The sequence below is a fragment of the Dactylosporangium sp. NPDC049140 genome, assembly GCF_040648435.1.
In genome coordinates this window covers 178,205-199,251 of sequence record NZ_JBEZDS010000013.1, presented here as the reverse complement: position 1 = coordinate 199,251, position 21,047 = coordinate 178,205, and the positions used below count along the sequence as shown (strand labels likewise).

Below are 21,047 nucleotides of genomic sequence, written 5' to 3'. Positions count from 1 at the left end.
TTCTATGCCCGCTTCGCCCAGGCTGTTCTGCCTTCTATGCCCGCTTCGCCCAGGCTGTTCTGCCTTCTATGCCCGCTTCGCCCAGGCTGTTCTGCCTTCTATGCCCGCTTCGCCCAGGCTAATGCCGGCGCGACCAGAACATCGGTCGCGTCGGCCAGCGGGTCCGGCAGCTCGTCGGCCGTGAACCAGCCCAGCGCGCTCGACTCCGCGCTCACCATCTCCACGGCACCGGGCGGGGCGATGGCCGCGTACCGGATGTCGTAGTGCAACGACGAACCGCCCGAGCAGTGCACGTGGTGCACGTCGAGGTCGATCGGGGCCTCGCTGATGCGCAGGCCGAGAATGCCCGACTCCTCGGCGGCCTCGCGCAAGGCCGCGCCCGCGATCGTGGCGTCGCCCGGCTCGCAGTGCCCGCCGAGCTGCATCCAGCGGTTGACCCGGCCGTGCAGGCACAGCAGCACCCGCTCCGCGGCGGCGTCGACGACCAGCGTGCTCGCGGTCACGTGGGCTCCGGTGTGCTCGCGCCAGACGGTGGTCGGCTCCGGGCGTACGAAATCCAGGAACCGCTGTCGGGTCGCCTCGGCCTCCGCCGAAGGAGCCGCCCATCCCGACAACACGGCCAGTGCGTCCTCGTGCAGCGTCATAGTGACGGCAGGCTACCGCGCCCGATGGCGAGCACGCCGAGGGGCACGCCCCCCGCGGGCAGCCGATCCGCCAGGGCCGCCGGGTCGCCGACCTCCAGCCACACGCTCGCGAGGCCGTCAGCTGCGAGAACGGCCCGTAGCCGCTCCGCCGTGCGGCCGGCCTCGGCGGCGGCACGCAGGTCGCCGGCCGGGGCCCAGACGACCACGGCGGCAACGGTGTTGACCGGAACCATCACGCTCCGTATTTCCGTCGGCGGCAGGGCCGGGAACGGCAGCGCGGGCAGGCGCACGGGCGGGCCGGCCGGGGCGAAGACGGTCGCGTCGGGCAGGGCGGCGGCGGCGCGCAGGCCGCGGGCGGTCGCCTCGGCGGTACCGAGCGAGAAGAGGTCGGCGTCGGCCCCGCGGATGAGCTCGGCGGCGCCGCGGCCGTGCTCCGGCGGGAAGCCCGGGGCGAACCCGCGCACCACCGCGACCGGCACCTGGGCCGTCTTGCCCTGCACCAGCTCGGCGGCGGAGGCCAGCTGGTCGATCTGGGCCATCTGGGTGAGCTGCAGCTCGTTGCCGTAGACGTCCTGGAGCCCCCGGTAGTCCACCAGGGCGTCGACGCCGGCCGCGCCGATCGCGAAGTCGACCAGGCCCAGCCGCCACGGCCGGCCCATGGTGTCGGTGATGACCACGGCGACGTCGAGCCCGAAGCGGTCGCGCAGCTCCTCGCGCAGCGCCCGGGCCGAGGCGTCCGGGTCCTTCGGCAGCAGCACCAGGTGCGCGGCGTCGACGTTCGACGCGTCGATGCCGGCCTGGGCGAGCACGAGGCCGTGGTGGGTCTGCACGATGCGGGTCGGGCCGCGCTCGGCGACGACCCGGGCGGTCTCGGCGCGCAGCGCGGCCTCGCGGGCGGCCTCGCGGTCGGGCCCGTCGGGCGGCAGGTCGACCAGCCGCCCCTCGGCCTTGCTCACGATCTTGCTGGTCACCACGAGCACGTCGCCGTCGCGGACCCAGTCGGCCGCGGCGGTGATGAGCTCGGCGAGGTTGTCGCCCGGCCGTACCTCGCCGATGCCACTGACCGGGCGGATCTCGAGGATCATGCGACACCGACCGTGGCGAGCGCGTTGCGGACCATCGTCGCGGTCGCGGCCTCGTCGGTCATCCAGAGCGGGATGGCCCGTACCGTCAGCCCGGGTACCGCCACCCCGGCATCCGACTCGTCGACCAGCCAGGCGTCGAGGACCCCGCCGTCGGCCCGGGCCCCGAGCAGCCCGCCGACGCCGGCCGCGGTGCACTCGACGCCCATCACGGCGAGGCACTTGTCGGCCATGCCGCGCACCGGCGCGGAGCCGATGATGGGGGAGAACCCGGCGACGGGCGCCTTGCCGCCGGCCACCGCCTCGCGGACCGCGGGCACGGCGAGGATCGGGGCGATGGAGACCACGGGGTTGCTCGGCGCCACGAGTACCACATCCGCCGCCGCGATCGCGTCCAGCACTCCGGCCGCCGGCTTCGCGGTATCGGCCCCGACGAACACGAACCGCTGGGTCGGAACCTCGGCGCGGTAACGGATCCACCACTCCTGGAAGTGGATCGCCCGGGTCGCCCCGTCCACCTCGACGACGGCGTGGGTCTCCACGCGGTCATCGCTCGCCGGCAGCATCCGGACGCCGGGCTGCCAGCGGTCGCACAGCGCCTCGGTGACCGCCGAGAGCGGGTACCCCGCCTCCAGCATCCGGGTGCGCACCAGATGGGTGGCGATGTCCTTGTCGCCGAGGCCGAACCAGGTGGGCTCCGCGCCGTACGCGGCCAGCTCCTCCTTGACCGTCCAGCTCTCGCCGACCCGGCCCCAGCCGCGTTCCGGGTCGGCGCCGCCACCGAGCGTGTACATCACGCTGTCCAGGTCGGGGCAGATGCGCAGCCCGTGCAGGGTCACGTCGTCGCCAACATTGATCACCGCGGTGACGTCGGCGCCCGTCTCCCGGGCCACCGCGCGCACCCCCAGCAGGAAGCGCGCGCCGCCGATGCCACCTGCAAGAACCACGATCCGCATGGGCTCAATCCTGCCCCACTCCGGTTACGGCGCCGTTCCGGGTCTCTCGCGCACGCGCGAATCGCCGACGGGAGCTAGGCTGCTGGCGACCTGTTGCACGGACCGCTTCACTTCGGGAGAGCCAGTGAGCACCCAGCCACCCGATCCGACCCCCACCGGGGCGTACCAGCCCCAGGCGGCGGCCCAGTACCAGACCCCGGCCGCGGCGCCCCAGGCCGTTCCCGTTTCGGGTGCCGCGCAGCAGTACCAGGCCGTCCCCGCGGCGCCCGCCGTCGCGCCGCCGGACGCCAAGAAGGCCCGCGGCCTGCTGGAGCCCTACCGCGAGCTGGCCGCGTTCGGTCTGCTCGGCGCGGTCGCGCTGATCCTGCTCGCCGGGCTCGTCCGGGTTCTCACCGGCCTCTTCAACTCGTTCCTGGCCACGGCCACCGCGTCGTTCAGCAACGTGATCGGCTTCGAGGTCATCCTGCTGCCGATCGTCGCGGTCGCGCTGGTCCTGCTCATCGACCCCGTGACCCCGCGGGCGAAGGCCGTCGTGCTCGGGGCCCTGGTGGAGTACGCGATCGCCGCCGTGCTCGGCCTCGTGCTCCTGCTCGCCGGGCTCATCGGCGACTTCCAGGACGAGAGCCCGATCGGCTGGGCGCTCGGCGCGTTCCTGGAGCACCTGGCGGGCCTCGGGCTCATCGGTCTCGGGCTGTTCCTCACCGCGCGGATCTTCCTGGGCGCGTACTCGGCCCCGAAGCCGGTCACCGCCGCCTACCCGGGCTACCCGCAGCAGCAGTACCCGCAGGGCTACGGCTACGCCCAGCAGCAGTACGCGCAGCAGCAGTACGCCGCTCAGCAGGCGGCGGCCGCCCAGCAGACCGGCTACGTCACGGGCGCCCAGCCCGCGGCGGCGGCTCAGCAGACCGGGTACGTCACCGGTGCCCAGCCGGCGGCGGCGCAGGCTCAGCAGACCGGCTACGTCACCGGCGCTCAGCCGGCGGCGGCGCAGGCTCAGCAGACCGGCTACGTGACCGGTGCCCAGCCCGCGGCCGCCTACACCCAGCAGCAGCCGGCCACCCAGGGCTGGTCGCAGCCGACGACCGGCGGCACGCCCACGGCCGCGGCCCAGCCGCAGCAGCAGGCGTACCCCGGTTACGCGACCCCGACGACGGGCGCCCCCGCGGCCGCGCCGACCTCGGGCGGGTACACCGCGCCCGGCGCGACCCCCGGGTACGCGACTCCGGCCGCCTCGGCCGCCGAGGTCCAGCCTTCGTCGGCGGCGCCGTCCTCGGCCCCGCCGCTCAGCTCGCCGTTCGCCGCGTACACCGCGCCGGCCCCGACGCCGGTCCCCGACGAGCCGGTCGCCGCGCCTTCGGAGGCCCCGGCCGACGCGCAGGCGTCGACGTCCGGCGGGTTCGCCGCGGCGGGCTGGCCGGGCGGCCACTCCACCCACCCGTCCCCGACCGACGAGGGCACGGCGGTCCTGTCACCCGCCTCGTCGCTGGATGAGGGCACGGCGGCCATCACGCCGGCCTCGTCCGCGTCGGAAGAGGGCACCGCGGCCATCACGCCGGCCTCGTCCGCGTCGGAAGAGGGCACCGCGGCTGTCGCTCCGGCCACTCCGGAGGAGGAAGGCACCGCGGCGCTGAGCCCCGTGCGGCCCGAGGAGGAGGGCACCGCCGTCCTCAGCCCGGTCGACCCCGACGCCACCCAGCAGGCGCCCGTGGTCAGGCCGGCCGACGAGGCCGCGGACCCGGACCGCACCACGGTCCTGCAGCCGGGCACCCGCCGGGACGACGGCGACGAGACCCAGCGCACCCAGTCGATCCCGCCGAGTAACTGACGGCGTTCCCGTGGCCGCGGTCCATCCGCGGCCACGGGGGCCTGGCGGGGATCCGCCCATTTGGCGGCCTACGCTTCGGTGGTGACGTCTGAAACCGAAAGCAGCGCCCTGCGCCGTGCGCTGCGCCGCGCGCAGGACGGCCGCACGCTCGACGCGACCGAGTCCGCCGTCCTGCTGGGCGCGCGCGGCGCGGCCCTCGACGAGCTGCTCGCCATCGCGGGCGCCGTGCGCGACGCCGGGCTCGCCGACGCCGGTCGCCCGGGCGTCATCACGTTCTCCAAGAAGGTCTTCATCCCGCTGACCCGGCTGTGCCGGGACCGCTGCCACTACTGCACGTTCGCGACGGTGCCGCACCGGCTGCCGGCCGAGTACCTCGAGATCGACGAGGTCCTCGAGATCGCCCGCGAGGGCGCCCGCCAGGGCTGCAAGGAGGCCCTGTTCACGCTCGGTGACCGGCCCGAGGAGCGCTGGCCCCAGGCCCGGCGCTGGCTGGACGAGCGCGGCTACGACTCGACGCTGTCCTACCTGCGCGCGTGCGCGATCGCGGTGCTGGAGGAGACCGGCCTGCTGCCGCACCTCAACCCCGGCGTGCTGTCGTGGGCGGAGCTGCAGCGGCTCAAGCCGGTCGCGCCGAGCATGGGCATGATGCTCGAGACGACCGCGACCCGCCTGTGGTCGGAGCCGGGCGGCCCGCACTTCGGCTCGCCGGACAAGGAGCCCGCGGTACGGATGCGGGTGCTCGAGGACGCCGGGCGGGTGGGCGTGCCGTTCACCACCGGCATCCTCATCGGCATCGGCGAGACGCTCGACGAGCGCGCCGACTCGCTGTTCGCGATCCGCCGGACGATGCGCGAGTACGGCCACGTGCAGGAGGTCATCGTCCAGAACTTCCGCGCCAAGCCCGACACGGCGATGCGCGGCATGCCCGACGCCGAGCTGCGGGACCTGGCCGCGACCATCGCCGTGGCGCGGCTGGTCCTGGGCCCCCGCGCGCGCATCCAGGCCCCGCCGAACCTCATCGACGAGGAGTACGCGCTGCTCATCCGGGCCGGGATCGACGACTGGGGCGGCGTGAGCCCAGTGACGCCGGACCACGTGAACCCCGAACGGCCCTGGCCGGCCCTCGACGAGCTGGCGGCACGGACAAAAGCGGCGGGTTTCGTACTTCGTGAGCGTCTGACGATCTACCCGGAGTATGCGCGGCGCGGGGTACCGTGGCTCGACGCCCGCCTGACCGTGCACGTCGAGGCCCTCATGGACCGCGACTCGGGCCTGGCCGACGAGGCCGCGATGCCGATCGGGCGGCCGTGGCAGGAGCCGGACGGCGGCCACGAGGACAGTGGGCGCACCGACCTGCACACCGCGATCGACGAGCAGGGGCGCAGCGCGGACCGCCGCGGCGACTTCGACACCGTGTACGGGGACTGGGACGAGGTCGCCACGCGGGTACACCAGAAGACGCCGGAACGCCTGGACTCCGATGTCCACAGTGGACTCGCGCTGGCCGCGAGCGATCCGGGCGCCCTGCTGCGGCCCGAGCACGAGGCGGCCGCCCTGGCACTGTTCAATGTGGACGGCAGCGGCCTGGAGGAGCTCGTACGCATCGCCGACGACCTGCGCCGCGACGCCGTCGGCGACGACATCACGTTCGTGGTGAACCGGAACATCAACTTCTCCAACGTCTGCTACGTGGGCTGCCGCTTCTGCGCCTTCGCCCAGCGCGAGCGCGACGCCGACGCCTTCCGGCTGTCCTACGAGCAGGTCGCCGACCGCGCCGAGGAGGCCTGGAACGCGGGCGCGACCGAGGTCTGCATGCAGGGCGGCATCGACCCGAAGCTGCCCGTCGGTGCCTACGCCGAGCTCGTGCGCGCCGTGAAGGCCCGGGTGCCCGGCATGCACGTCCACGCGTTCAGCCCGATGGAGGTCGTCACCGCCGCGGCCAAGGCCGGCGTGCCGATCCGCGACTGGCTGGCGCAGCTCAAGGAAGCCGGCCTCGACACCATCCCCGGCACCGCCGCCGAGATCCTCGACGACGAGGTCCGCTGGGTGCTCACGAAGGGCAAGCTGCCCACCTCGGCCTGGGTCGAGGTGGTGACCACGGCGCACGAGCTGGGCATCCGGTCGAGCTCGACGATGATGTACGGCCACGTCGACCACCCCGGCCACTGGCTCGGCCACTTCCGCGTGCTCGCGGGCATCCAGGACCGCACGGGCGGCTTCACCGAGTTCGTGGCCCTGCCGTTCGTGCACCACAGCGCGCCCATCTACCTCGCGGGCATCGCCCGCCCGGGCCCGACCTGGCGCGACAACCGGGCGGTGCACGCAATGGCCCGCGTCCTCCTGCACGGCCGCATCCCGAACATCCAGTGCTCGTGGGTGAAACTGGGCGACGAGGGCACGGCGGCGATGCTGCGCGGGGGCGCCAACGACATCGGCGGGACGCTCATGGAGGAGACCATCTCGCGCATGGCGGGCTCGGAGCACGGCTCGGCGCGCACGAGCGAGGAGCTGGAGGCGATCGGCCGCGCCGCGGGCCGCCCGGTGCGCCGCCGCACCACGGTCTACGGCCGCGTTTGACGCTTTTCACCCTGTAAATCACACCCGATGCCTTCACCCGGCGTCGGGATGCTCTCGGCCCCGTGTGGTCACGATAAGTCGGGCGCTTCGCGCCACGACTTATCGGATTTATCGTATATGCCCGATTAGCCGACGGTGGTGGGAACCAGCGCCACCGCGGCGATCAGCACGCCCAGCAGGAGCAGCCCCAGTAGCAGCGCGCCGATGGCGATCTTCACGGGGTGGGTCCGGACCTGCATGACCGGCCACCCCACGTGCGGCAGGATCAGCCGCACCGGCCCCACGACGTGCTTGCGGTCGACCGGCCCCGGGTCCGCCTGCGCGTTCGCGTCGCTCTTGACCGTGAGCGCCCCGTCCGCCGCCTGCGCCATGACCCGGTGCGTGACCGGTCCGCGCCGGTCCGTGTACGTGACGATCTCGTACGGTGCCACCGACTGCGCGTGCGGGTCGACGAAGATGAGGTCACCCCGGGTGCATCGCGGGCGCCATGGACTCGGACATCACGACGTAGGGCTTCCACCCCAGGCCGGCAACGCCGACGGTGAACACGATCGCGGCAAAAGCTGAGATCCGACGTACCGGCACGCTCATGATCCGCCACCTGCTCCTGGGCGCCGCCGTCTCCGCCGCACATCGGCGCAGTTCGGCCACGACGCGCGCACCTTGAGCAAACTTGCCGAGACTCTTCCGGCGCGTCCGGCGTGTCGCCCGTTACCTCCGGGCGGGCTGCCTCGGTATGGGTACGGCACGGGGGTGCAAGCGGTCGCCCGAGCGGGCCTATTTATCAGGTTCGGCTTGACGACGCACGCATTACACGCGTGTAATTTCACGGGGGATGTTCGCCGGGTGGCTTCCGAGAAGCGATCTAGCGGACATGAGGAACACCGCGCCGAGGTACAGCAACCTTGTAGGACATGCGCCTTCCGCGTGGGGGGTTGCGCCGGCATTGACGCCGGTGCGCAAGAAGGAGGCACGCTGATGGACGGCCGACCAGTCGTGGCCGACCTGCTGGGTAACGCTCCGGAGTGGCAAGAGCGCGCTTTGTGTTCGCAGACCGACCCGGAGGCTTTCTTTCCGGAGAAGGGCGGGTCGACGCGCGAGGCCAAGCGCATCTGCTCGCGCTGTGAGGTGCGGGCAGACTGCCTGGAGTACGCGCTCGGACACGACGAGCGCTTCGGGATTTGGGGCGGACTCTCGGAACGCGAGCGTCGCAAGCTCAAACGACGAGCGGCTTAGCGGATCGGATTTTCGAATTCGGGCGCCGATCTCCATTCGGGGGTCGGCGCCCTTTTTCATGGAATTGTATTGTTATGCGTCCGGGGGGATGACGCGCAGGTGCCCACGCCGCCCGAGCGGGTGCTGCTGGTCGGGCTCCTCCCGGCGCGGCGCGGGCCGGGCCGCCTCGCGAACCGCCTCGGCCAGCGCGACGAGGTCATCGTTCGTAGGCGGCGGAGGCCCGTACTCACCCTCGTGCCGGACAAGATCCCAACCCCGCGGCGCGGTGAGCCCGCGCGCGTGCGACTCGCACAGGTCGTAGGAGTGCGGCTCGGCGAACGCGGCCAAGGGACCGACAACTGCGGTCGATTCGGCATAAACGTACGTCAACGTCGCAACGGGAGATCGGGGGCAACCGTTGCGCGAGCATCGACGTGGGGTCCTCACGGCCAGACGGTATCGCTCGAACGCCCCCGCGTCGCCGGGAAAGCCCCGCGACACGCCGAGGTGACCATGGCGACACGCCCGCTCGGGCGATAGACGTGGCCGGCCTCGACCGGGCGAATTTGCCCTGGACACCGCGCACGGCCCGGTCCCCGCCCACTGCCCGGAGGTGTCCCGTCCCACCGTCCGGACGTGTTCCGTCCCAACGAGCGGTCGGTCCCATCCCAAGGCGCGGTCTGCCGGCCCCGTCCAACGCGCAGGCCTGCCTCGACACTGCGCGGTCTGCTCTCGTTCACGTGCGGGTCTGTCCGAACTCTGCGCGTTCTGCCCGCGTCCCGTCCAACGCGCGGGCCTGCCTCAACACTGCGCGGTCTGCCCGGGCCTGGTCAGTTCACTGCACAGTTCTGCGCCAGCGACTGCACGCGTCCGCACTGATCGCGAGTTTGCCGCCCGGTAGGCGCGGCGGCGACCGGCGATCGTCACAGCTTGGCGGCTCGTGAGCGTGGCGACGCCCGGCGGCAGCGCCGGGGTGTGGAGGCTGGCGCTACGCTGAACACCGTGGCAAGCCCTGACCGACGACGCAGCGGACCGGGCCGGCGCGGCCGCGACCGGCACGGCCGAGGCCTGCGCGGCCGGCTGGTGCCCGCGTCGCTGCCGATGTCCCGCACGCGCGCCGAAATGTTCGACGACCTCGTCCTGGACTCGGTCGAGCAGCTCGAGCAGCGCTTCTCCCAGGAACTGGCGGGCGTGGAGTTCGCGGTGGAGGACGTGCCGCCGGAGCTCAACGTGTACGACTCCGACGTGCTCGAAGACGGCGAAGTCCCCCTGGCCCGCCTGCTGCCCGGCCGCCCGGGACGCCACGGGGTCCCGCCACGGATCGTGCTGTACCGCCGCCCCCTCGAGTTCCGCGCCGCCGACCACGACGACCTGGCCGACCTCGTACACGACGTGATCATCGAGCAGGTCGCGAACCTCCTGGGAGTTTCCCCGGACGACCTGGAGGGCTGACCCGCTCACGCCCGAACGTCCATCGATGGCTGGCCCCGCTCACGCTCGAACATCCATACAGCGCTGATTCGCTCACGGTCGATCAACCATCGAGCACTGATCACGCCCGACGGCCATCGAGCGCTGGCCCGCTCATGCGCGATCGACCCATCGAGCGCTGATTCGCTCACGCCCGGACATCCATCGAGCGTTGAGCGGCGGCAACCGGACATGTTTTGCGCATTGAGGGTCACAAACGAACGTCGCCGCCGGACGGAGGCGCTCAGGCCTGCCACCATCCGAGCAGGTTCCACTGCCAGCAGAACCACATGAGCATGGTCAGACCGCTCAGTGACAGCACCTGATGCACGCGCGCGGAGAAACGCGCAGTGGACCAGCCGCGTACCGTGCCGGCCAAGGACGCGACGGCCGCCGCGCCAACCAGGAGCGGCAGGGTCAGCAGCACCTTGAACGAGAGCGGCGCGCCGTAGATGAAGTCGCTCACGTCGCCGGCCAGGGTTGCGATCAGCAGGCCCAGGAACACCAGGCCGAGAAGGGACGCGCCGCCGGCCAGCCAGCGCGACGCGCGCCAGGCGCGGGATGACTCGATCGGCTTCGCACGGCGGCGTAGGAGGTGCCACAGGAGGTACACCGGAATCGTGAAGGCGATGACCGCGAACGCCGCCAGGATGCCGAGGTTGAACGGCGGGGAGTCGGTGTAGCCGAGCCGCTCGTAGGTGGGCCGTCGGTGGCCACATAGGACACTCCGCCGGCACCGGGGCGGAACACCAGATGGTCGTCGCCGTCTCGCTGCTTGTAGAGGCCGTCACCGGCGGCGACGTACTCGTGCCCCTTGAAATGCACGGTTCCGTCGCCGGACACGGTCAGTCGCACCGGGCCGAGCAGCACCAGCAGTCACTCCATTGTGGACTGGTTGTGGCGCGTCGGGGCGTAGAAACCAGGCGCCGGGACGGCCGTCGCGGGGGCCGTTGCAAGCTTCGTCGGTACCGTCGGCAGGAACTTGTTCGTAAAAGCGGGCACGAGCGCCTGCATGGCGTCACCGGCGGCGGTGCTGTTGAGCGACGCGAACAGTCCGATGTTGCAGTCCGGGACGAGCAGCAGCACGCTGCCGAACGCCTCCCAGCCGCCGTCGTGCATGAGCACGCGACGTCCATTCATGGTGCGGTCCATGAAACGTTCGACACGGACGACGCGGTGTTCCGCGCGCTCGAAACAGGTGCCACCGGCTTCCTGCTCAAGGACACCCCGCCCACCGAGCTCCTCCGCGCCGTACGCCTGGCCGCCGCCGGTGACGCCATGCTCTCCCCGGCCGTCACCCGGCGCGTGATCGACCGGTACACCGCCGAAGACCGTTCGTCCCGCCGCCCGGCCGCGCTCGACGAGCTGCGGGTGCTGACCGAACGTGAGCGGGAGGTGCTTGTCGAGATCGGAAACGGACTGGCGAACGGTGCGATTGCGACGAGGCTGCACATGAGCGAGGCCACCGTCAAAACGCACGTGACGCACCTGTTCGAGAAGCTCGACGCGACCAACCAGGTTCAACTGGCGATCGCCGCCTTCCGCGCGGGTCTGGTCGAGTAACCCAGCCTAAGCGCCGGTCAGGCGCGACAGCAGGCCCGCGATGGCCGACGGGCGGCCCGTCCGCGACTCCGTGCGGTCGGCGGCGCGGAACAACCGCATGCTCGCGTTCACGCCCAGCCAGCGCAGCGGCTCGGGTTCCCACCGCGGCGACCGGTGACCGACCCACGGAAGCCGGACGAGTTCAGTGTCGGCGCCCGTGATCAGGTCGGCCAGCGTCCGGCCGGCCAGGTTCGACGTCCCGACCCCGTCGCCCACGTAGCCCCCGGCCCACGCCAGGCCCGTCGCCGGGTCCAGGCCCACCGATGCCATCCAGTCCCGCGCCACCCCGAGCGGCCCGCCCCACGAGTGCGCCACGCGCACCTCGGAGAGCGCCGGGAACAGCGCGGACAAGGCCCGCCGCAGCTCGGCGAAGACCCCGGGCTCGCGGTCGAAGGACGGCGAGATCGCCGAGCCGTAGTGGTACGGCGCGCCGCGGCCGCCGAAGGCCAGGCGGTCGTCCGCCGTGCGCTGGCCGTAGACGATCAGGTGGCGGTAGTCGGAGAACGTCTCGCGCCGGGCCAGGCCCGCGGCCGACCAGAACGAGGGGGGCAGCGGGTCGGTGGCGATCATCAGGGAGTACACCGGCGCGATGACCCGGCCGTAGCCGGGCAGGCGCGGCGTGAAGCCCTCGGTGGCGCGCACCACGATGGGGGCGCGCACGGTGCCGGCGGCGGTGACCGCGCGGCCGGGGGACAGTTCCGTGACGGGGGATCGCTCGTGGATGCGCACGCCCCGGCGCGCGACGGCGTCCGCCAGGCCGCGGACCAGCTTGGCCGGCTGGATGGCGGCGCAGTGCGGGGTGTACGTGCCGCCCAGGACGTCCGTCGCGCCCACGCGCGCGGAGGCCTCGGCGGCGGAGAGCAGGTGCAGCTCCATGCCGTACGCGGCCGCCGTCGCGGCGTCCGCGCGGGCCCGGACCAGCTGGGCCGGGGTGCGGGCCAGCACCACGGTGCCGCCCTTGGCGTAGTCGCAGTCGATGTCCTCCTCGGCCGCGACCCGGCCGACCTCGTCCACCGTGGACTCCATGGCGGCGTTCAGGGCCAGCGCGGCCGTCCGGCCGTAGGTCCGGTCCAGGTAGCCGATCGACTTCGGGAACAGCGCCGAGCACCAGCCGCCGTTGCGGCCGCTCGCGCCGAAGCCGGCGTGCTCGGCCTCCAGCACCGTGATGCGCAGCGACGGGTCGGCCCGGGCGAGGTAGTACGCGGTCCACAGCCCCGTGTACCCGGCGCCGACGATGCACACATCGACCGAGGCATCCCCCGAAAGCGCCGGATAATCGGAAAAGTCCGAGCAGTCGGACAACCAGAAACTCAAAGGCGAGCCCACGCCGAAGTCAGGACCGAACGCAGAATCTGCTCGATCTCGGCGAAGTGGCTCTCGTCGCAGATCAGCGGCGGGGCGAGCTGGATCACCGGGTCGCCCCGGTCGTCGGCGCGGCAGTACAGGCCCGCCTCGAAGAGGGCCTTGGACAGGAAGCCGCGCAGCAGCGCCTCGGACTCGGCCTCGTTGAACGTCTCCTTGGTCGCCTTGTCCTTGACCAGCTCGATGCCGAAGAAGTACCCGTCGCCGCGCACGTCGCCGACGATCGGCAGGTCGTACAGGCGCTCGAGGTACGAACGGAACAGCGGCGAGTTCGTGCGCACGTGGGCGTTGAGGTCCTCGCGCTCGAAGATGTCCAGGTTGGCCAGCGCCACCGCGGCGCCGACGGGGTGGCCGCCGTAGGTGATGCCGTGCGCGAACCAGTTGCGCCCGGCCAGGAACGGCTCGGCCAGCCGGTCGGAGACCAGCATCGCTCCGAGCGGCACGTAGCCGCTGGTGAGGCCCTTCGCGCAGGTGATGATGTCGGGCTGGAAGCCGTAGCGGTCGGCCCCGAAGTACTCGCCGAGCCGGCCGAACGCGCAGATCACCTCGTCGGAGACGAGCAGCACGTCGTAGCGGTCGCAGATCTGGCGTACGCGCTCGAAGTAACCGGGCGGCGGCGGGAAGCAGCCGCCGGCGTTCTGTACCGGCTCCAGGTACACCGCCGCGACCGTGTCCGGGCCCTCGAACTCGATCGCCTCGGCGATGCGGTCGGCGGCCCAGACCCCGAACTGCTCGGGCGTCATCGACTGGTCCGGGCGGCGGTAGTAGTTGGTGTTGGGCACCCGGAAGGTGCCCGGCACGAGCGGCTCGAAGTCCTGCTTGAACGCCGGGACGCCGGTGATCGACAGGGCGCCCATCGAGGTGCCGTGGTAGGCGACGTGCCGCGAGATCACCTTGGTCTTCATCGGCTTGCCGACCTTGCGGAAGTACGAGCGGGCCAGCTTCCACGCGCTCTCGACGGCCTCGGAGCCGCCGGTGGTGAAGAAGACCCGGTTGAGGTCGCCGGGGGCCAGGCTGGTGAGGCGCTCGGCCAGCTCGATCGCCTTGGGGTGGGCGTAGGACCACAGGGGGAAGTACGCGAGCTCGGAGGCCTGCTTGGCGGCCGCGTCGGCGAGCTCGTGGCGACCGTGGCCGGTCTGCACCACGAACAGGGCGGACAGGCCGTCGAGGTACCGCCGGCCGTTGCTGTCGTAGATGTACGGCCCGTCGCCGCGCACGATGACCGGCACCGGGTTCTGGGCGTAGTCCGACAGGCGCGTGAAGTGCATCCAGAGGTGCTGGCGGGCGGCGGCGTCGAGCGCGGCGGAGTCGGGCTGCTGGTCGGTGTTCATCGGGTCCCCCACGCATAGGTCTGCTTGGCGAGCTTCAGGTACACGAAGGTCTCCGTCGCGGTCACGCCGGGGATGCTCCGTACGGTGTCGTTGATGAGGTCCAGGAGGTGCTCGTCGTCGGTGCAGACCAGCTCGACGAGCAGGTCGTACCCGCCGGCGCAGATCACCACGTAGTCGATCTCCGGGACCGAGGCGAGCGCCTTGGCCACCGGCCGTAGATCTCCTTCGACCTTGACCCCGATCATCACCTGGCGGGCGAAACCCAGGGTGAGGGGGTCGGTGACGGCCACGATCTGCATGACGCCGGTGTCCAGCAGTCGCTGTACCCGCTGGCGCACCGCGGCCTCGGACAGCCCCACGACCTTCGCCAGCGAGGCGTAGGACATGCGGCCGTCACGCTGGAGCTGTTCGATGATCCGCTTGTTGACGTCGTCGAGGACAGGCTCGGTCACGTGTGGATTCTTGCTTAATGGGCCGCCTTTGGCAACTGATTCCATGGCTGTTCAACGACGGATCTGCGGATTCGTGAGGGTTGCTGAAGATCGGCACCCCGTTGCAGACTGATCTGCCCGGTTTCGGCGATGTGACCGCGGTGACCGCACGGTGATTTCATGACGTTTTTCGTTGTGCGGCCCGATCGTGACAACGGAATCCCTTGTGAGCGATGGCACCCCGTGTCAGGATCGGTCGTCCGGTCACCACCCCCCAGTTCGGGTGACCGACACCGAGAGATCCGTAGGAGCCCCCTGTGCGAAATCCACCGCTCTCCCCAGAAGCGCAGGCCATTCTCAACGCCACCGGCCTCTCGCGCCGGACCCTCGTGCGCGGCCTGCTGGCCGGCGGTGCCCTCGTCGCGTCCGGCGGTGCGCTGGCCGCGTGCGGCACGAAGCCCGCGAAGAAGACGGAGTCGGAGAAGGCCGCGTGCGTCGGCGCCGACGCCTCGGCGACCGAGAAGAAGCTCAGCTGGTCCAACTGGCCGCTGTACATCGACGTGGACGCCAACGACGACAAGAAGCGCCCGTCGCTTGACGCGTTCACCGCCAAGACCGGCATCGCGGTCACCTACACCGAGGACGTCAACGACAACAACGAGTTCTTCGGCAAGGTCCGCAACCAGCTCCAGGCGTGCCAGTCGATCGACCGTGACGTCATGGTGCTCACCGACTGGATGGCCTCGCGGGTGGTCAACCTGGGCTGGGTGCAGCCCTTCGACCCCGCCAAGACCCCGAACTTCACCAAGAACGTGCTGCCGACGCTGCGCAACCGGCCGTGGGACAAGGCCATGACCCACGCCGCCCCGTGGCAGTCCGGCCTCACCGGCATCGCGTACAACGGCGCGGTGACCAAGGAGGTCCGCACCATCGACGAGCTGCTGACCCGCCCCGACCTCAAGGGCAAGGTCGCCGTGCTCACCGAGATGCGCGACACCGTCGGGCTGGTGCTGCTGTCGATGGGCAAGGACCCGGCCAACGTCACCGACGCCGACTTCGACGCGGCGCTGGAGAAGCTCAAGAAGGCCGTCGACTCCGGCCAGATCCGCAAGTTCACCGGCAACGACTACAAGGAGGACCTCGCCAAGGGCGACCTCGCGGCCTGCATCGCGTGGTCCGGCGACGTCATCCAGCTCTCCGCCGAGGAGGGCTCGAAGGTCGCGTTCGTCACGCCCGAGGAGGGCCTGATCGTCTGGTCGGACAACCTGCTCATCCCGGCCCCGGCGACCCACAAGGCCAACGCCGAGCAGCTCATCGACTACTACTACGACCCCGCGGTGGCCGCCCAGGTGGCCGCGACGGTCAACTACATCTGCCCGGTCCAGGGCGCCCAGGACGCGATGCAGAAGATCAACCCGGACCTGGCCTCCAACCCGCTGATCTTCCCGGACGCCGCGACGCTGGCCAAGACGCACTCGTTCAAGTCGCTGACCGAGGACGAGGACAAGAAGTACGCCGCCAAGTTCGAAGCAGTGTCGGGGGCCTGATACATGACCCTGCAGCTCTCCGGCGTCACCAAGCGGTTCGGGACCTTCACCGCGGTCGACGACCTGACCCTCACGGTGCCCCAGGGGTCGTTCTTCGCCCTGCTGGGCGCCTCCGGGTGCGGCAAGACCACCACCCTGCGGATGATCGCCGGGCTGGAGGAGCCGACGGAAGGCCGGGTGCTGCTCGGCGATCAGGACGTCACGCGGCTGCGGCCTTACAAGCGGCCGGTCAACACCGTGTTCCAGAGCTACGCGCTCTTCCCGCACCTCAACATCGAGGACAACGTCGCGTTCGGCCTGCGCCGGCGCGGCATCCGCAAGCACGCCGACCAGGTGGAGCAGATGCTGCACCTGGTCGACCTCGACGGCTTCGGCAAGCGCCGCCCGGCCCAGCTCTCCGGCGGCCAGCAGCAGCGGGTGGCGCTCGCCCGGGCGCTGATCAACCAGCCGCAGGTGCTGCTGCTGGACGAGCCGCTCGGGGCCCTCGACCTCAAGCTGCGCCGGCAGATGCAGGTCGAGCTCAAGCGCATCCAGACCGAGGTCGGCATCACCTTCGTGCACGTCACCCACGACCAGGAGGAGGCCATGACGATGGCCGACACGGTCGCGGTGATGAACGCCGGGCGCATCGAGCAGCTCGGCGCGCCCGTGGAGATGTACGACTTCCCCGGCACCGCGTTCGTGGCCAACTTCCTGGGCCAGTCCAACCTGCTCGCCGCCGACGTGCGCGGCCGCTCCGGCGACGACCTGCTCGTCGAGGCCTACGGCGCCCGCTACACGGTGCCGGCGGCGCGCGCCCGGGCCACCGACGGCACCGTCTGGCTCGGCGTGCGGCCGGAGAAGGTGCACGTCAGCGCGGGCGAGCCGCCGGCCGGGCACCAGAGCGTGCGCGGGCTGGTGACCGACTCCTCCTACATGGGGGTCAGCACGCAGTACCTCGTCCAGGCCCCCTGGGGCGAGGAGCTGACGGTCTTCGTGCCCAACTCGGGCGTCGCCGCGCCGCTCGCCGTGGCCAGCGAGGTCTCCGTGTCCTGGCGCCCCGACCACGCCTTCCTGCTGCCCCGCCCGGCCGGCGAGACGCACGCGCCGGTGGTGGACCCGGAGGAGGTGGCGGCATGAGCGCACTGGGGCAGCTGAGCAGCGGGCCCGTGGTCAAGCTGGAAAAGCCCAAAAAGCGGTGGCTGCCGTACCTGCTGCTGCTGCCCGGCGGCCTGTGGCTGGTCCTGTTCTTCGCCGTGCCGTGCGTGCAGCTCTTCGCCACCAGCCTCTACGACCCGAGCGGGTCGCTGGAGGACGGATACGCGATGACCTGGCAGTTCAGCAACTACTCCGACGCCATCGCCGAGTACCTGCCCCAGTTCGGCCGCTCGCTGTGGTACGCGCTGCTGACCACCGCGTTCTCGCTGCTGCTGGGCTACCCGCTGGCGTACGCGATCGCGCTCAAGGCCGGGCGCTGGAAGAACGTGCTGCTCATCTGCGTCATCGCGCCGTTCTTCACCAGCTTCCTGATCCGTACCCTGGCCTGGAAGGTGATCCTGTCCGACAACGGCACGGTCGTGTCGGTGCTCAACGCGCTGCACGTCCCGCTGCCCGACGGCCGGCTGCTGGCCACCACTCCGGCGGTGATCGCGGGCCTGGTGTACAACTTCCTGCCCTTCATGGTGCTGCCCCTCTACGCCAGCCTGGAGAAGCTCGACCCGCGGCTCATCGAGGCGGCCGGCGACCTCTACGCCCGGCCGGTCGCGCGCTTCACCCGGGTCGTGCTGCCGCTGTCGATGCCCGGGGTCGTGGCGGGCACGCTGCTCACGTTCATCCCGGCGGCCGGCGACTACATCAACGCGCAGCTGCTGGGGACCAACCGGCAGTTCATGATCGGCAACGTCATCCAGTCCAAGTTCCTCAAGGTCGGCGACTACCCGTCCGCGGCCGCGCTGTCGTTCACCCTGATGGCGGCGATCCTCGTGCTGGTCTTCGTCTACGTCAAGCGCGCCGGAACGGACGAGGTGCTCTGATGCTCCATCGCCTGCGCAGGTTCCTCGCCGACCACTGGGTGCTGGCGATGGGGCTGATCGTCCTGCTGTACCTCTTCGTGCCGATCGCCGTCGTGGCCGCGATGTCGTTCCGGGACGCCCGCGCCAACGCCCCCTACACCCTGGACAACTACAAGTTCACGCTGGATCACTGGAAGCACCCGTTCGGCGTGGCCGGCATCGGCGACGCGTTCTGGCTCAGCATCGGCATCGCGCTGCTGGCCACCGCGGGCGCGACGGTGCTGGGCACGCTGATGTCCTTCGCCCTGGCGCGGCACGCCTTCCGCGGCCGCGGCGCGACCAACACGCTGATCTTCCTGCCCATGGCGACGCCGGAGATCGTGATGGGCTCGTCGCTGCTGGCGCTGTTCGTCGCCTCCGGGGTACCGCTGGGCTTCTGGACGGTCGTCATCGCACACGTCATGTTCTGCCTGTCGTTCGTGGTCGTCACGGTCAAGGCGCGCCTCGCCGGCCTCGACCCGCGGCTGCAGGAGGCGGCCATGGACCTCTACGCCGACGAGCGGCAGACGTTCCTGCGCGTGACGCTGCCGCTGGTGATGCCCGGCATCGTGGCGGCCGCCCTGCTGTCGTTCTCGCTGTCCTTCGACGACTTCATCGTCACCAACTTCAACTCCGGCACCGTCGTGACGTTCCCGATGTTCGTCTGGGGGGCCTCGCAGCGCGGGATCCCGGCCCAGATCAACGTCATCGGCACCGCGATGTTCCTGATCTCGTTCCTGATCGTCCTCATCGGACAGTTGCCGCGCCTGCGCCGGAAGGCCCAGTAGTCATGCGATTACTCATCGTCGGCGCCGGTGGCGTCGGCAGCGCCGCCGTGCGTATCGCCGCCCGGCGGGAGTTCCTCGAACACTGCGTCGTGGCCGACCAGGACCCGAACCGCGCCGAGGCGGCGGTGTCCTTCGTGGACGATCCCCGGTTCGTCGCGGCCGCCCTCGACGCCTCGTCCGCGCCCGCCGTCGCGCAGCTGTGCCGGAGCCTGCGCATCACGCACGTGCTCAACGCCGTCGACCCGCGCTTCGTCATGCCGGTGTTCACCGGCGCCTTCGAGGCCGGCGCGCACTACGTCGACATGGCGATGTCGCTGTCGCAGCCGCACCCCGAGCAGCCGTACGGCAAGATCGGCGTGCTGCTCGGCGCCGAGCAGTTCGCGGTCGAGGACAAGTGGGAGGCGGCCAACCGGCTGGCCCTCGTCGGCATGGGCGTCGAGCCCGGCCTGTCCGACGTCTTCGCCCGCTATGCCGCCGACGTCCTCTTCGCCGAGGTGCACGACGTGGGCATCCGCGACGGCTCCGACCTGGTGGTGGAGGGCTTCGATTTCGCGCCGTCCTTCTCGATCTGGACGACGATCGAGGAGTGCCTCAACGCCCCGCTCATCTACGAGAAGAACCGCGGGGTGTACGTCACGAGGCCGTTCTCCGAGCCGGAGACCTTCGACTTCCCGGCCGGCATCGGCCCGGTCGAGTGCGTGAACGTGGAGCACGAGGAGGTCCTGCTCATCCCGCGCTGGATCGACGTGCGGCGGGTCACCTTCAAGTACGGCCTGGGCCAGGAGTTCATCGACGTCCTCAAGACCATCCACAAGCTCGGCCTGGACTCGACGCGCAAGGTGCGGGTCGGCGGCGTCGAGGTGTCCCCGCGCGACGTGGTGGCCGCGTGCCTGCCCGACCCGGCGACGCTCGGCGACCGGATGCACGGCCGCACCTGCGCCGGCACCTACGTCACCGGCCTGGGCCGCGACGGGCGGCCGCGGGCCACGTACCTGTACCACGTCGTCGACAACGCGTGGACGATGCGCGAGTACGGCTGCCAGGCGGTCGTGTGGCAGACGGCGGTCAACGCCGTGGTGGCCCTGGAGCTGCTCGCGGCCGGCACGTGGGCGGGCCGCGGCGTGCTGGGCCCCGAGGCGATGCCCCCGCGGCCGTTCCTCGATCTGCTCGGCGTGCACGGGGTGCCGTGGAGTATGCAGGAACTATGACGATGTTCGGGCCCGACATCACGTTCCTCGGGGTGCCGCGCTGCGACCTGGCCGCCCTGCCGGACGCCGACGTGGTGATCCTCGGCGCCCCGTTCGACGGCGGCACCTCCCACCGGCCCGGCACCCGGTTCGGGCCGTCGGCCATCCGGCAGGCCTGCTACCTGCCCCAGGACGGCTCGCGCCCCTCGCTGGCCCTGCGCGTCGACGCCCTCAAGGACCTGCGGGTCGTCGACGCCGGGGACATCACGATGTACGCCCCGAGCGCCGAGGCGGGGCTGCGGGCCCTCGAGGACGCCGTCTTCGCCGTCACCGCCGCGGGCGCGATCCCGGTCGTGCTCGGCGGCGACCACACGATCGCCTGGCCCGACGCCACCGGCGTGGCCCGCCAGCTCGGCTTCGGCCGCGTCTCGATGGTCCATTTCGACGCCCACGCCGACACCGGCGACGTCGAGTTCGGCTCGCTGATCGGCCACGGCCAGCCGATGCGCCGCCTGATCGAGTCCGGCGCCCTGCGCGGCGACCGCTTCCTGCAGATCGGCCTGCGCGGCTACTGGCCCGGCCCGGAGACGCTGGACTGGATGGCGGCCCAGGGCATGCGCTCCTACGAGATGAGCGAGATCGTGGCCCGGGGCCTCGACGAGTGCCTGACGGAGGCGTTCGCGACCGCGGTCGACGAGTGCGACGGGGTGTTCCTCTCCGTCGACGTCGACGTGGTCGACCCGGGCATGGCGCCCGGCACCGGCACCCCCGAGCCGGGCGGGCTGACCTCACGGCAGCTGCTCGACGCGGTGCGCCGATGCTGCTACGAGCTGCCGATCGCCGGCCTCGACGTGGTCGAGGTGAGCCCGCCGTACGACCACGCCGAGATCACCGCGTACCTGGCCAACCGGGTCGTGCTGGAGGCCCTGTCGGCGATCGCCCGGCGCCGCCGCGGAGACCCGTGGGACCCGCGGCGGCCCCTGCTCGACCGTTAGCGGCT

Annotated in this window: 22 protein-coding genes; 11 read left to right on the top strand and 11 right to left on the bottom strand. The window is 71.4% G+C overall.

What is annotated here, in order from left to right:
- Positions 1-98: 98 nt before the first annotated feature.
- From AB0B76_RS23065 to cofD, 3 genes are read right to left on the bottom strand one after another with little or no spacing between them, the layout of a single operon-like run.
- Entirely contained in the window at positions 99-644 is a 546-nt protein-coding gene (locus tag AB0B76_RS23065) for an NUDIX domain-containing protein (protein ID WP_360378495.1), read from the bottom strand.
- Complete coding sequence (locus tag AB0B76_RS23060) at positions 641-1,729, bottom strand: coenzyme F420-0:L-glutamate ligase (RefSeq protein ID WP_360378493.1); 1,089 nt, start codon at positions 1,727-1,729, stop codon at positions 641-643. The genes AB0B76_RS23065 and AB0B76_RS23060 overlap by 4 nt, the downstream gene beginning before the upstream one ends.
- Complete coding sequence (cofD, locus tag AB0B76_RS23055; RefSeq protein ID WP_360378490.1) at positions 1,726-2,682, bottom strand: 2-phospho-L-lactate transferase; 957 nt, start codon at positions 2,680-2,682, stop codon at positions 1,726-1,728. The genes AB0B76_RS23060 and cofD overlap by 4 nt, the downstream gene beginning before the upstream one ends.
- A 124-nt stretch (positions 2,683-2,806) precedes the next feature.
- On the opposite strand from cofD, the gene AB0B76_RS23050 reads away from it, so the two are divergent.
- Positions 2,807-4,507 carry a hypothetical protein gene (locus AB0B76_RS23050; protein WP_360378487.1) on the top strand — a complete coding sequence of 567 codons (1,701 nt, stop codon included), beginning with the start codon at positions 2,807-2,809 and terminating at the stop codon, positions 4,505-4,507.
- 78 nt (positions 4,508-4,585) lie between these two features.
- Complete coding sequence (locus AB0B76_RS23045; protein WP_360378485.1) at positions 4,586-7,084, top strand: bifunctional FO biosynthesis protein CofGH; 2,499 nt, start codon at positions 4,586-4,588, stop codon at positions 7,082-7,084.
- Between the two features lie 125 nt (positions 7,085-7,209).
- Here the strand turns inward: AB0B76_RS23045 and AB0B76_RS23040 are convergent, their stop codons facing one another.
- Positions 7,210-7,515 (bottom strand): hypothetical protein, encoded by a 306-nt coding sequence (locus tag AB0B76_RS23040; protein ID WP_360378482.1) that lies wholly within the window; start codon positions 7,513-7,515, stop codon positions 7,210-7,212.
- A gap of 31 nt (positions 7,516-7,546) precedes the next feature.
- Positions 7,547-7,675, bottom strand: a complete 129-nt coding sequence (locus AB0B76_RS23035; RefSeq protein WP_360378479.1) for a hypothetical protein — start codon at positions 7,673-7,675, stop codon at positions 7,547-7,549.
- 387 nt (positions 7,676-8,062) lie between these two features.
- On the opposite strand from AB0B76_RS23035, the gene AB0B76_RS23030 reads away from it, so the two are divergent.
- Positions 8,063-8,320 (top strand): WhiB family transcriptional regulator, encoded by a 258-nt coding sequence (locus tag AB0B76_RS23030; RefSeq protein ID WP_033364663.1) that lies wholly within the window; start codon positions 8,063-8,065, stop codon positions 8,318-8,320.
- Positions 8,321-8,392: 72 nt separating this feature from the next.
- Here AB0B76_RS23030 and AB0B76_RS23025 read toward each other — a convergent pair whose 3' ends face one another.
- Positions 8,393-8,746: a DUF3499 domain-containing protein gene (locus AB0B76_RS23025; protein WP_360378476.1), complete on the bottom strand. Its 354-nt coding sequence runs from the start codon at positions 8,744-8,746 to the stop codon at positions 8,393-8,395.
- Positions 8,747-9,301: 555 nt separating this feature from the next.
- On the opposite strand from AB0B76_RS23025, the gene AB0B76_RS23020 reads away from it, so the two are divergent.
- Entirely contained in the window at positions 9,302-9,751 is a 450-nt protein-coding gene (locus AB0B76_RS23020) for a metallopeptidase family protein (RefSeq protein ID WP_360378474.1), read from the top strand.
- Between the two features lie 262 nt (positions 9,752-10,013).
- Here AB0B76_RS23020 and AB0B76_RS23015 read toward each other — a convergent pair whose 3' ends face one another.
- Both AB0B76_RS23015 and AB0B76_RS23010 read right to left on the bottom strand, forming a co-directional pair.
- Complete coding sequence (locus AB0B76_RS23015; protein WP_360378472.1) at positions 10,014-10,382, bottom strand: hypothetical protein; 369 nt, start codon at positions 10,380-10,382, stop codon at positions 10,014-10,016.
- Positions 10,383-10,645: 263 nt separating this feature from the next.
- Positions 10,646-10,894, bottom strand: coding sequence for a hypothetical protein (locus tag AB0B76_RS23010; protein WP_360378469.1), 249 nt, complete (start codon positions 10,892-10,894; stop codon positions 10,646-10,648).
- On the opposite strand from AB0B76_RS23010, the gene AB0B76_RS23005 reads away from it, so the two are divergent.
- Positions 10,883-11,332, top strand: coding sequence for a response regulator transcription factor (locus AB0B76_RS23005; RefSeq protein ID WP_360378467.1), 450 nt, complete (start codon positions 10,883-10,885; stop codon positions 11,330-11,332). The genes AB0B76_RS23010 and AB0B76_RS23005 overlap by 12 nt on opposite strands.
- Before the next feature lie 6 nt (positions 11,333-11,338).
- Here the strand turns inward: AB0B76_RS23005 and AB0B76_RS23000 are convergent, their stop codons facing one another.
- The 3 genes from AB0B76_RS23000 to AB0B76_RS22990 form a co-directional block, all read right to left on the bottom strand.
- Positions 11,339-12,613: an FAD-dependent oxidoreductase gene (locus AB0B76_RS23000; RefSeq protein WP_360378465.1), complete on the bottom strand. Its 1,275-nt coding sequence runs from the start codon at positions 12,611-12,613 to the stop codon at positions 11,339-11,341.
- Positions 12,614-12,681: 68 nt separating this feature from the next.
- Positions 12,682-14,064: an aspartate aminotransferase family protein gene (locus AB0B76_RS22995; RefSeq protein WP_360378585.1), complete on the bottom strand. Its 1,383-nt coding sequence runs from the start codon at positions 14,062-14,064 to the stop codon at positions 12,682-12,684.
- The gene (locus AB0B76_RS22990; RefSeq protein ID WP_360378462.1) at positions 14,061-14,561 is read right to left on the bottom strand and encodes an Lrp/AsnC family transcriptional regulator; all 501 of its coding nucleotides are present in this window, start codon (positions 14,559-14,561) and stop codon (positions 14,061-14,063) included. The genes AB0B76_RS22995 and AB0B76_RS22990 overlap by 4 nt, the downstream gene beginning before the upstream one ends.
- Before the next feature lie 251 nt (positions 14,562-14,812).
- Between AB0B76_RS22990 and AB0B76_RS22985 the strand changes: the two genes are divergently transcribed.
- Genes AB0B76_RS22985 through speB form a run of 6 tightly spaced genes read left to right on the top strand, consistent with a single transcriptional unit; the run spans position 14,813 to position 21,042 of the window.
- Positions 14,813-16,042 carry a spermidine/putrescine ABC transporter substrate-binding protein gene (locus tag AB0B76_RS22985; RefSeq protein WP_360378460.1) on the top strand — a complete coding sequence of 410 codons (1,230 nt, stop codon included), beginning with the start codon at positions 14,813-14,815 and terminating at the stop codon, positions 16,040-16,042.
- Between the two features lie 3 nt (positions 16,043-16,045).
- A complete protein-coding gene (locus AB0B76_RS22980) occupies positions 16,046-17,161 on the top strand; it encodes an ABC transporter ATP-binding protein (protein WP_360378458.1) in 1,116 nt (371 codons plus the stop codon).
- Positions 17,158-18,054: an ABC transporter permease gene (locus AB0B76_RS22975; protein ID WP_360378456.1), complete on the top strand. Its 897-nt coding sequence runs from the start codon at positions 17,158-17,160 to the stop codon at positions 18,052-18,054. Before AB0B76_RS22980 ends, AB0B76_RS22975 begins: the two co-directional genes overlap by 4 nt.
- Positions 18,054-18,860, top strand: a complete 807-nt coding sequence (locus tag AB0B76_RS22970; RefSeq protein WP_360378453.1) for an ABC transporter permease — start codon at positions 18,054-18,056, stop codon at positions 18,858-18,860. Before AB0B76_RS22975 ends, AB0B76_RS22970 begins: the two co-directional genes overlap by 1 nt.
- Positions 18,861-18,862: 2 nt before the next feature.
- Positions 18,863-20,068, top strand: a complete 1,206-nt coding sequence (locus tag AB0B76_RS22965; RefSeq protein ID WP_360378451.1) for a saccharopine dehydrogenase C-terminal domain-containing protein — start codon at positions 18,863-18,865, stop codon at positions 20,066-20,068.
- Positions 20,065-21,042 (top strand): agmatinase, encoded by a 978-nt coding sequence (gene speB, locus AB0B76_RS22960; RefSeq protein ID WP_360378449.1) that lies wholly within the window; start codon positions 20,065-20,067, stop codon positions 21,040-21,042. The genes AB0B76_RS22965 and speB overlap by 4 nt, the downstream gene beginning before the upstream one ends.
- Positions 21,043-21,047: the final 5 nt, after the last annotated feature.

Coding starts and splice junctions, on each gene's coding strand:
- AB0B76_RS22980 (WP_360378458.1), top strand. CDS start 16,046: ATGACCCTGCAGCTCTCCGGCGTCACCAAGCGGTTCGGGACCTTCACC.
- AB0B76_RS23030 (WP_033364663.1), top strand. CDS start 8,063: ATGGACGGCCGACCAGTCGTGGCCGACCTGCTGGGTAACGCTCCGGAG.
- cofD (WP_360378490.1), bottom strand. CDS start 2,682: ATGCGGATCGTGGTTCTTGCAGGTGGCATCGGCGGCGCGCGCTTCCTG.
- AB0B76_RS22975 (WP_360378456.1), top strand. CDS start 17,158: ATGAGCGCACTGGGGCAGCTGAGCAGCGGGCCCGTGGTCAAGCTGGAA.
- AB0B76_RS22990 (WP_360378462.1), bottom strand. CDS start 14,561: ATGGAATCAGTTGCCAAAGGCGGCCCATTAAGCAAGAATCCACACGTG.
- AB0B76_RS23060 (WP_360378493.1), bottom strand. CDS start 1,729: ATGATCCTCGAGATCCGCCCGGTCAGTGGCATCGGCGAGGTACGGCCG.
- speB (WP_360378449.1), top strand. CDS start 20,065: ATGACGATGTTCGGGCCCGACATCACGTTCCTCGGGGTGCCGCGCTGC.
- AB0B76_RS23035 (WP_360378479.1), bottom strand. CDS start 7,675: ATGAGCGTGCCGGTACGTCGGATCTCAGCTTTTGCCGCGATCGTGTTC.
- AB0B76_RS22995 (WP_360378585.1), bottom strand. CDS start 14,064: ATGAACACCGACCAGCAGCCCGACTCCGCCGCGCTCGACGCCGCCGCC.
- AB0B76_RS22970 (WP_360378453.1), top strand. CDS start 18,054: ATGCTCCATCGCCTGCGCAGGTTCCTCGCCGACCACTGGGTGCTGGCG.
- AB0B76_RS22965 (WP_360378451.1), top strand. CDS start 18,863: ATGCGATTACTCATCGTCGGCGCCGGTGGCGTCGGCAGCGCCGCCGTG.
- AB0B76_RS23065 (WP_360378495.1), bottom strand. CDS start 644: ATGACGCTGCACGAGGACGCACTGGCCGTGTTGTCGGGATGGGCGGCT.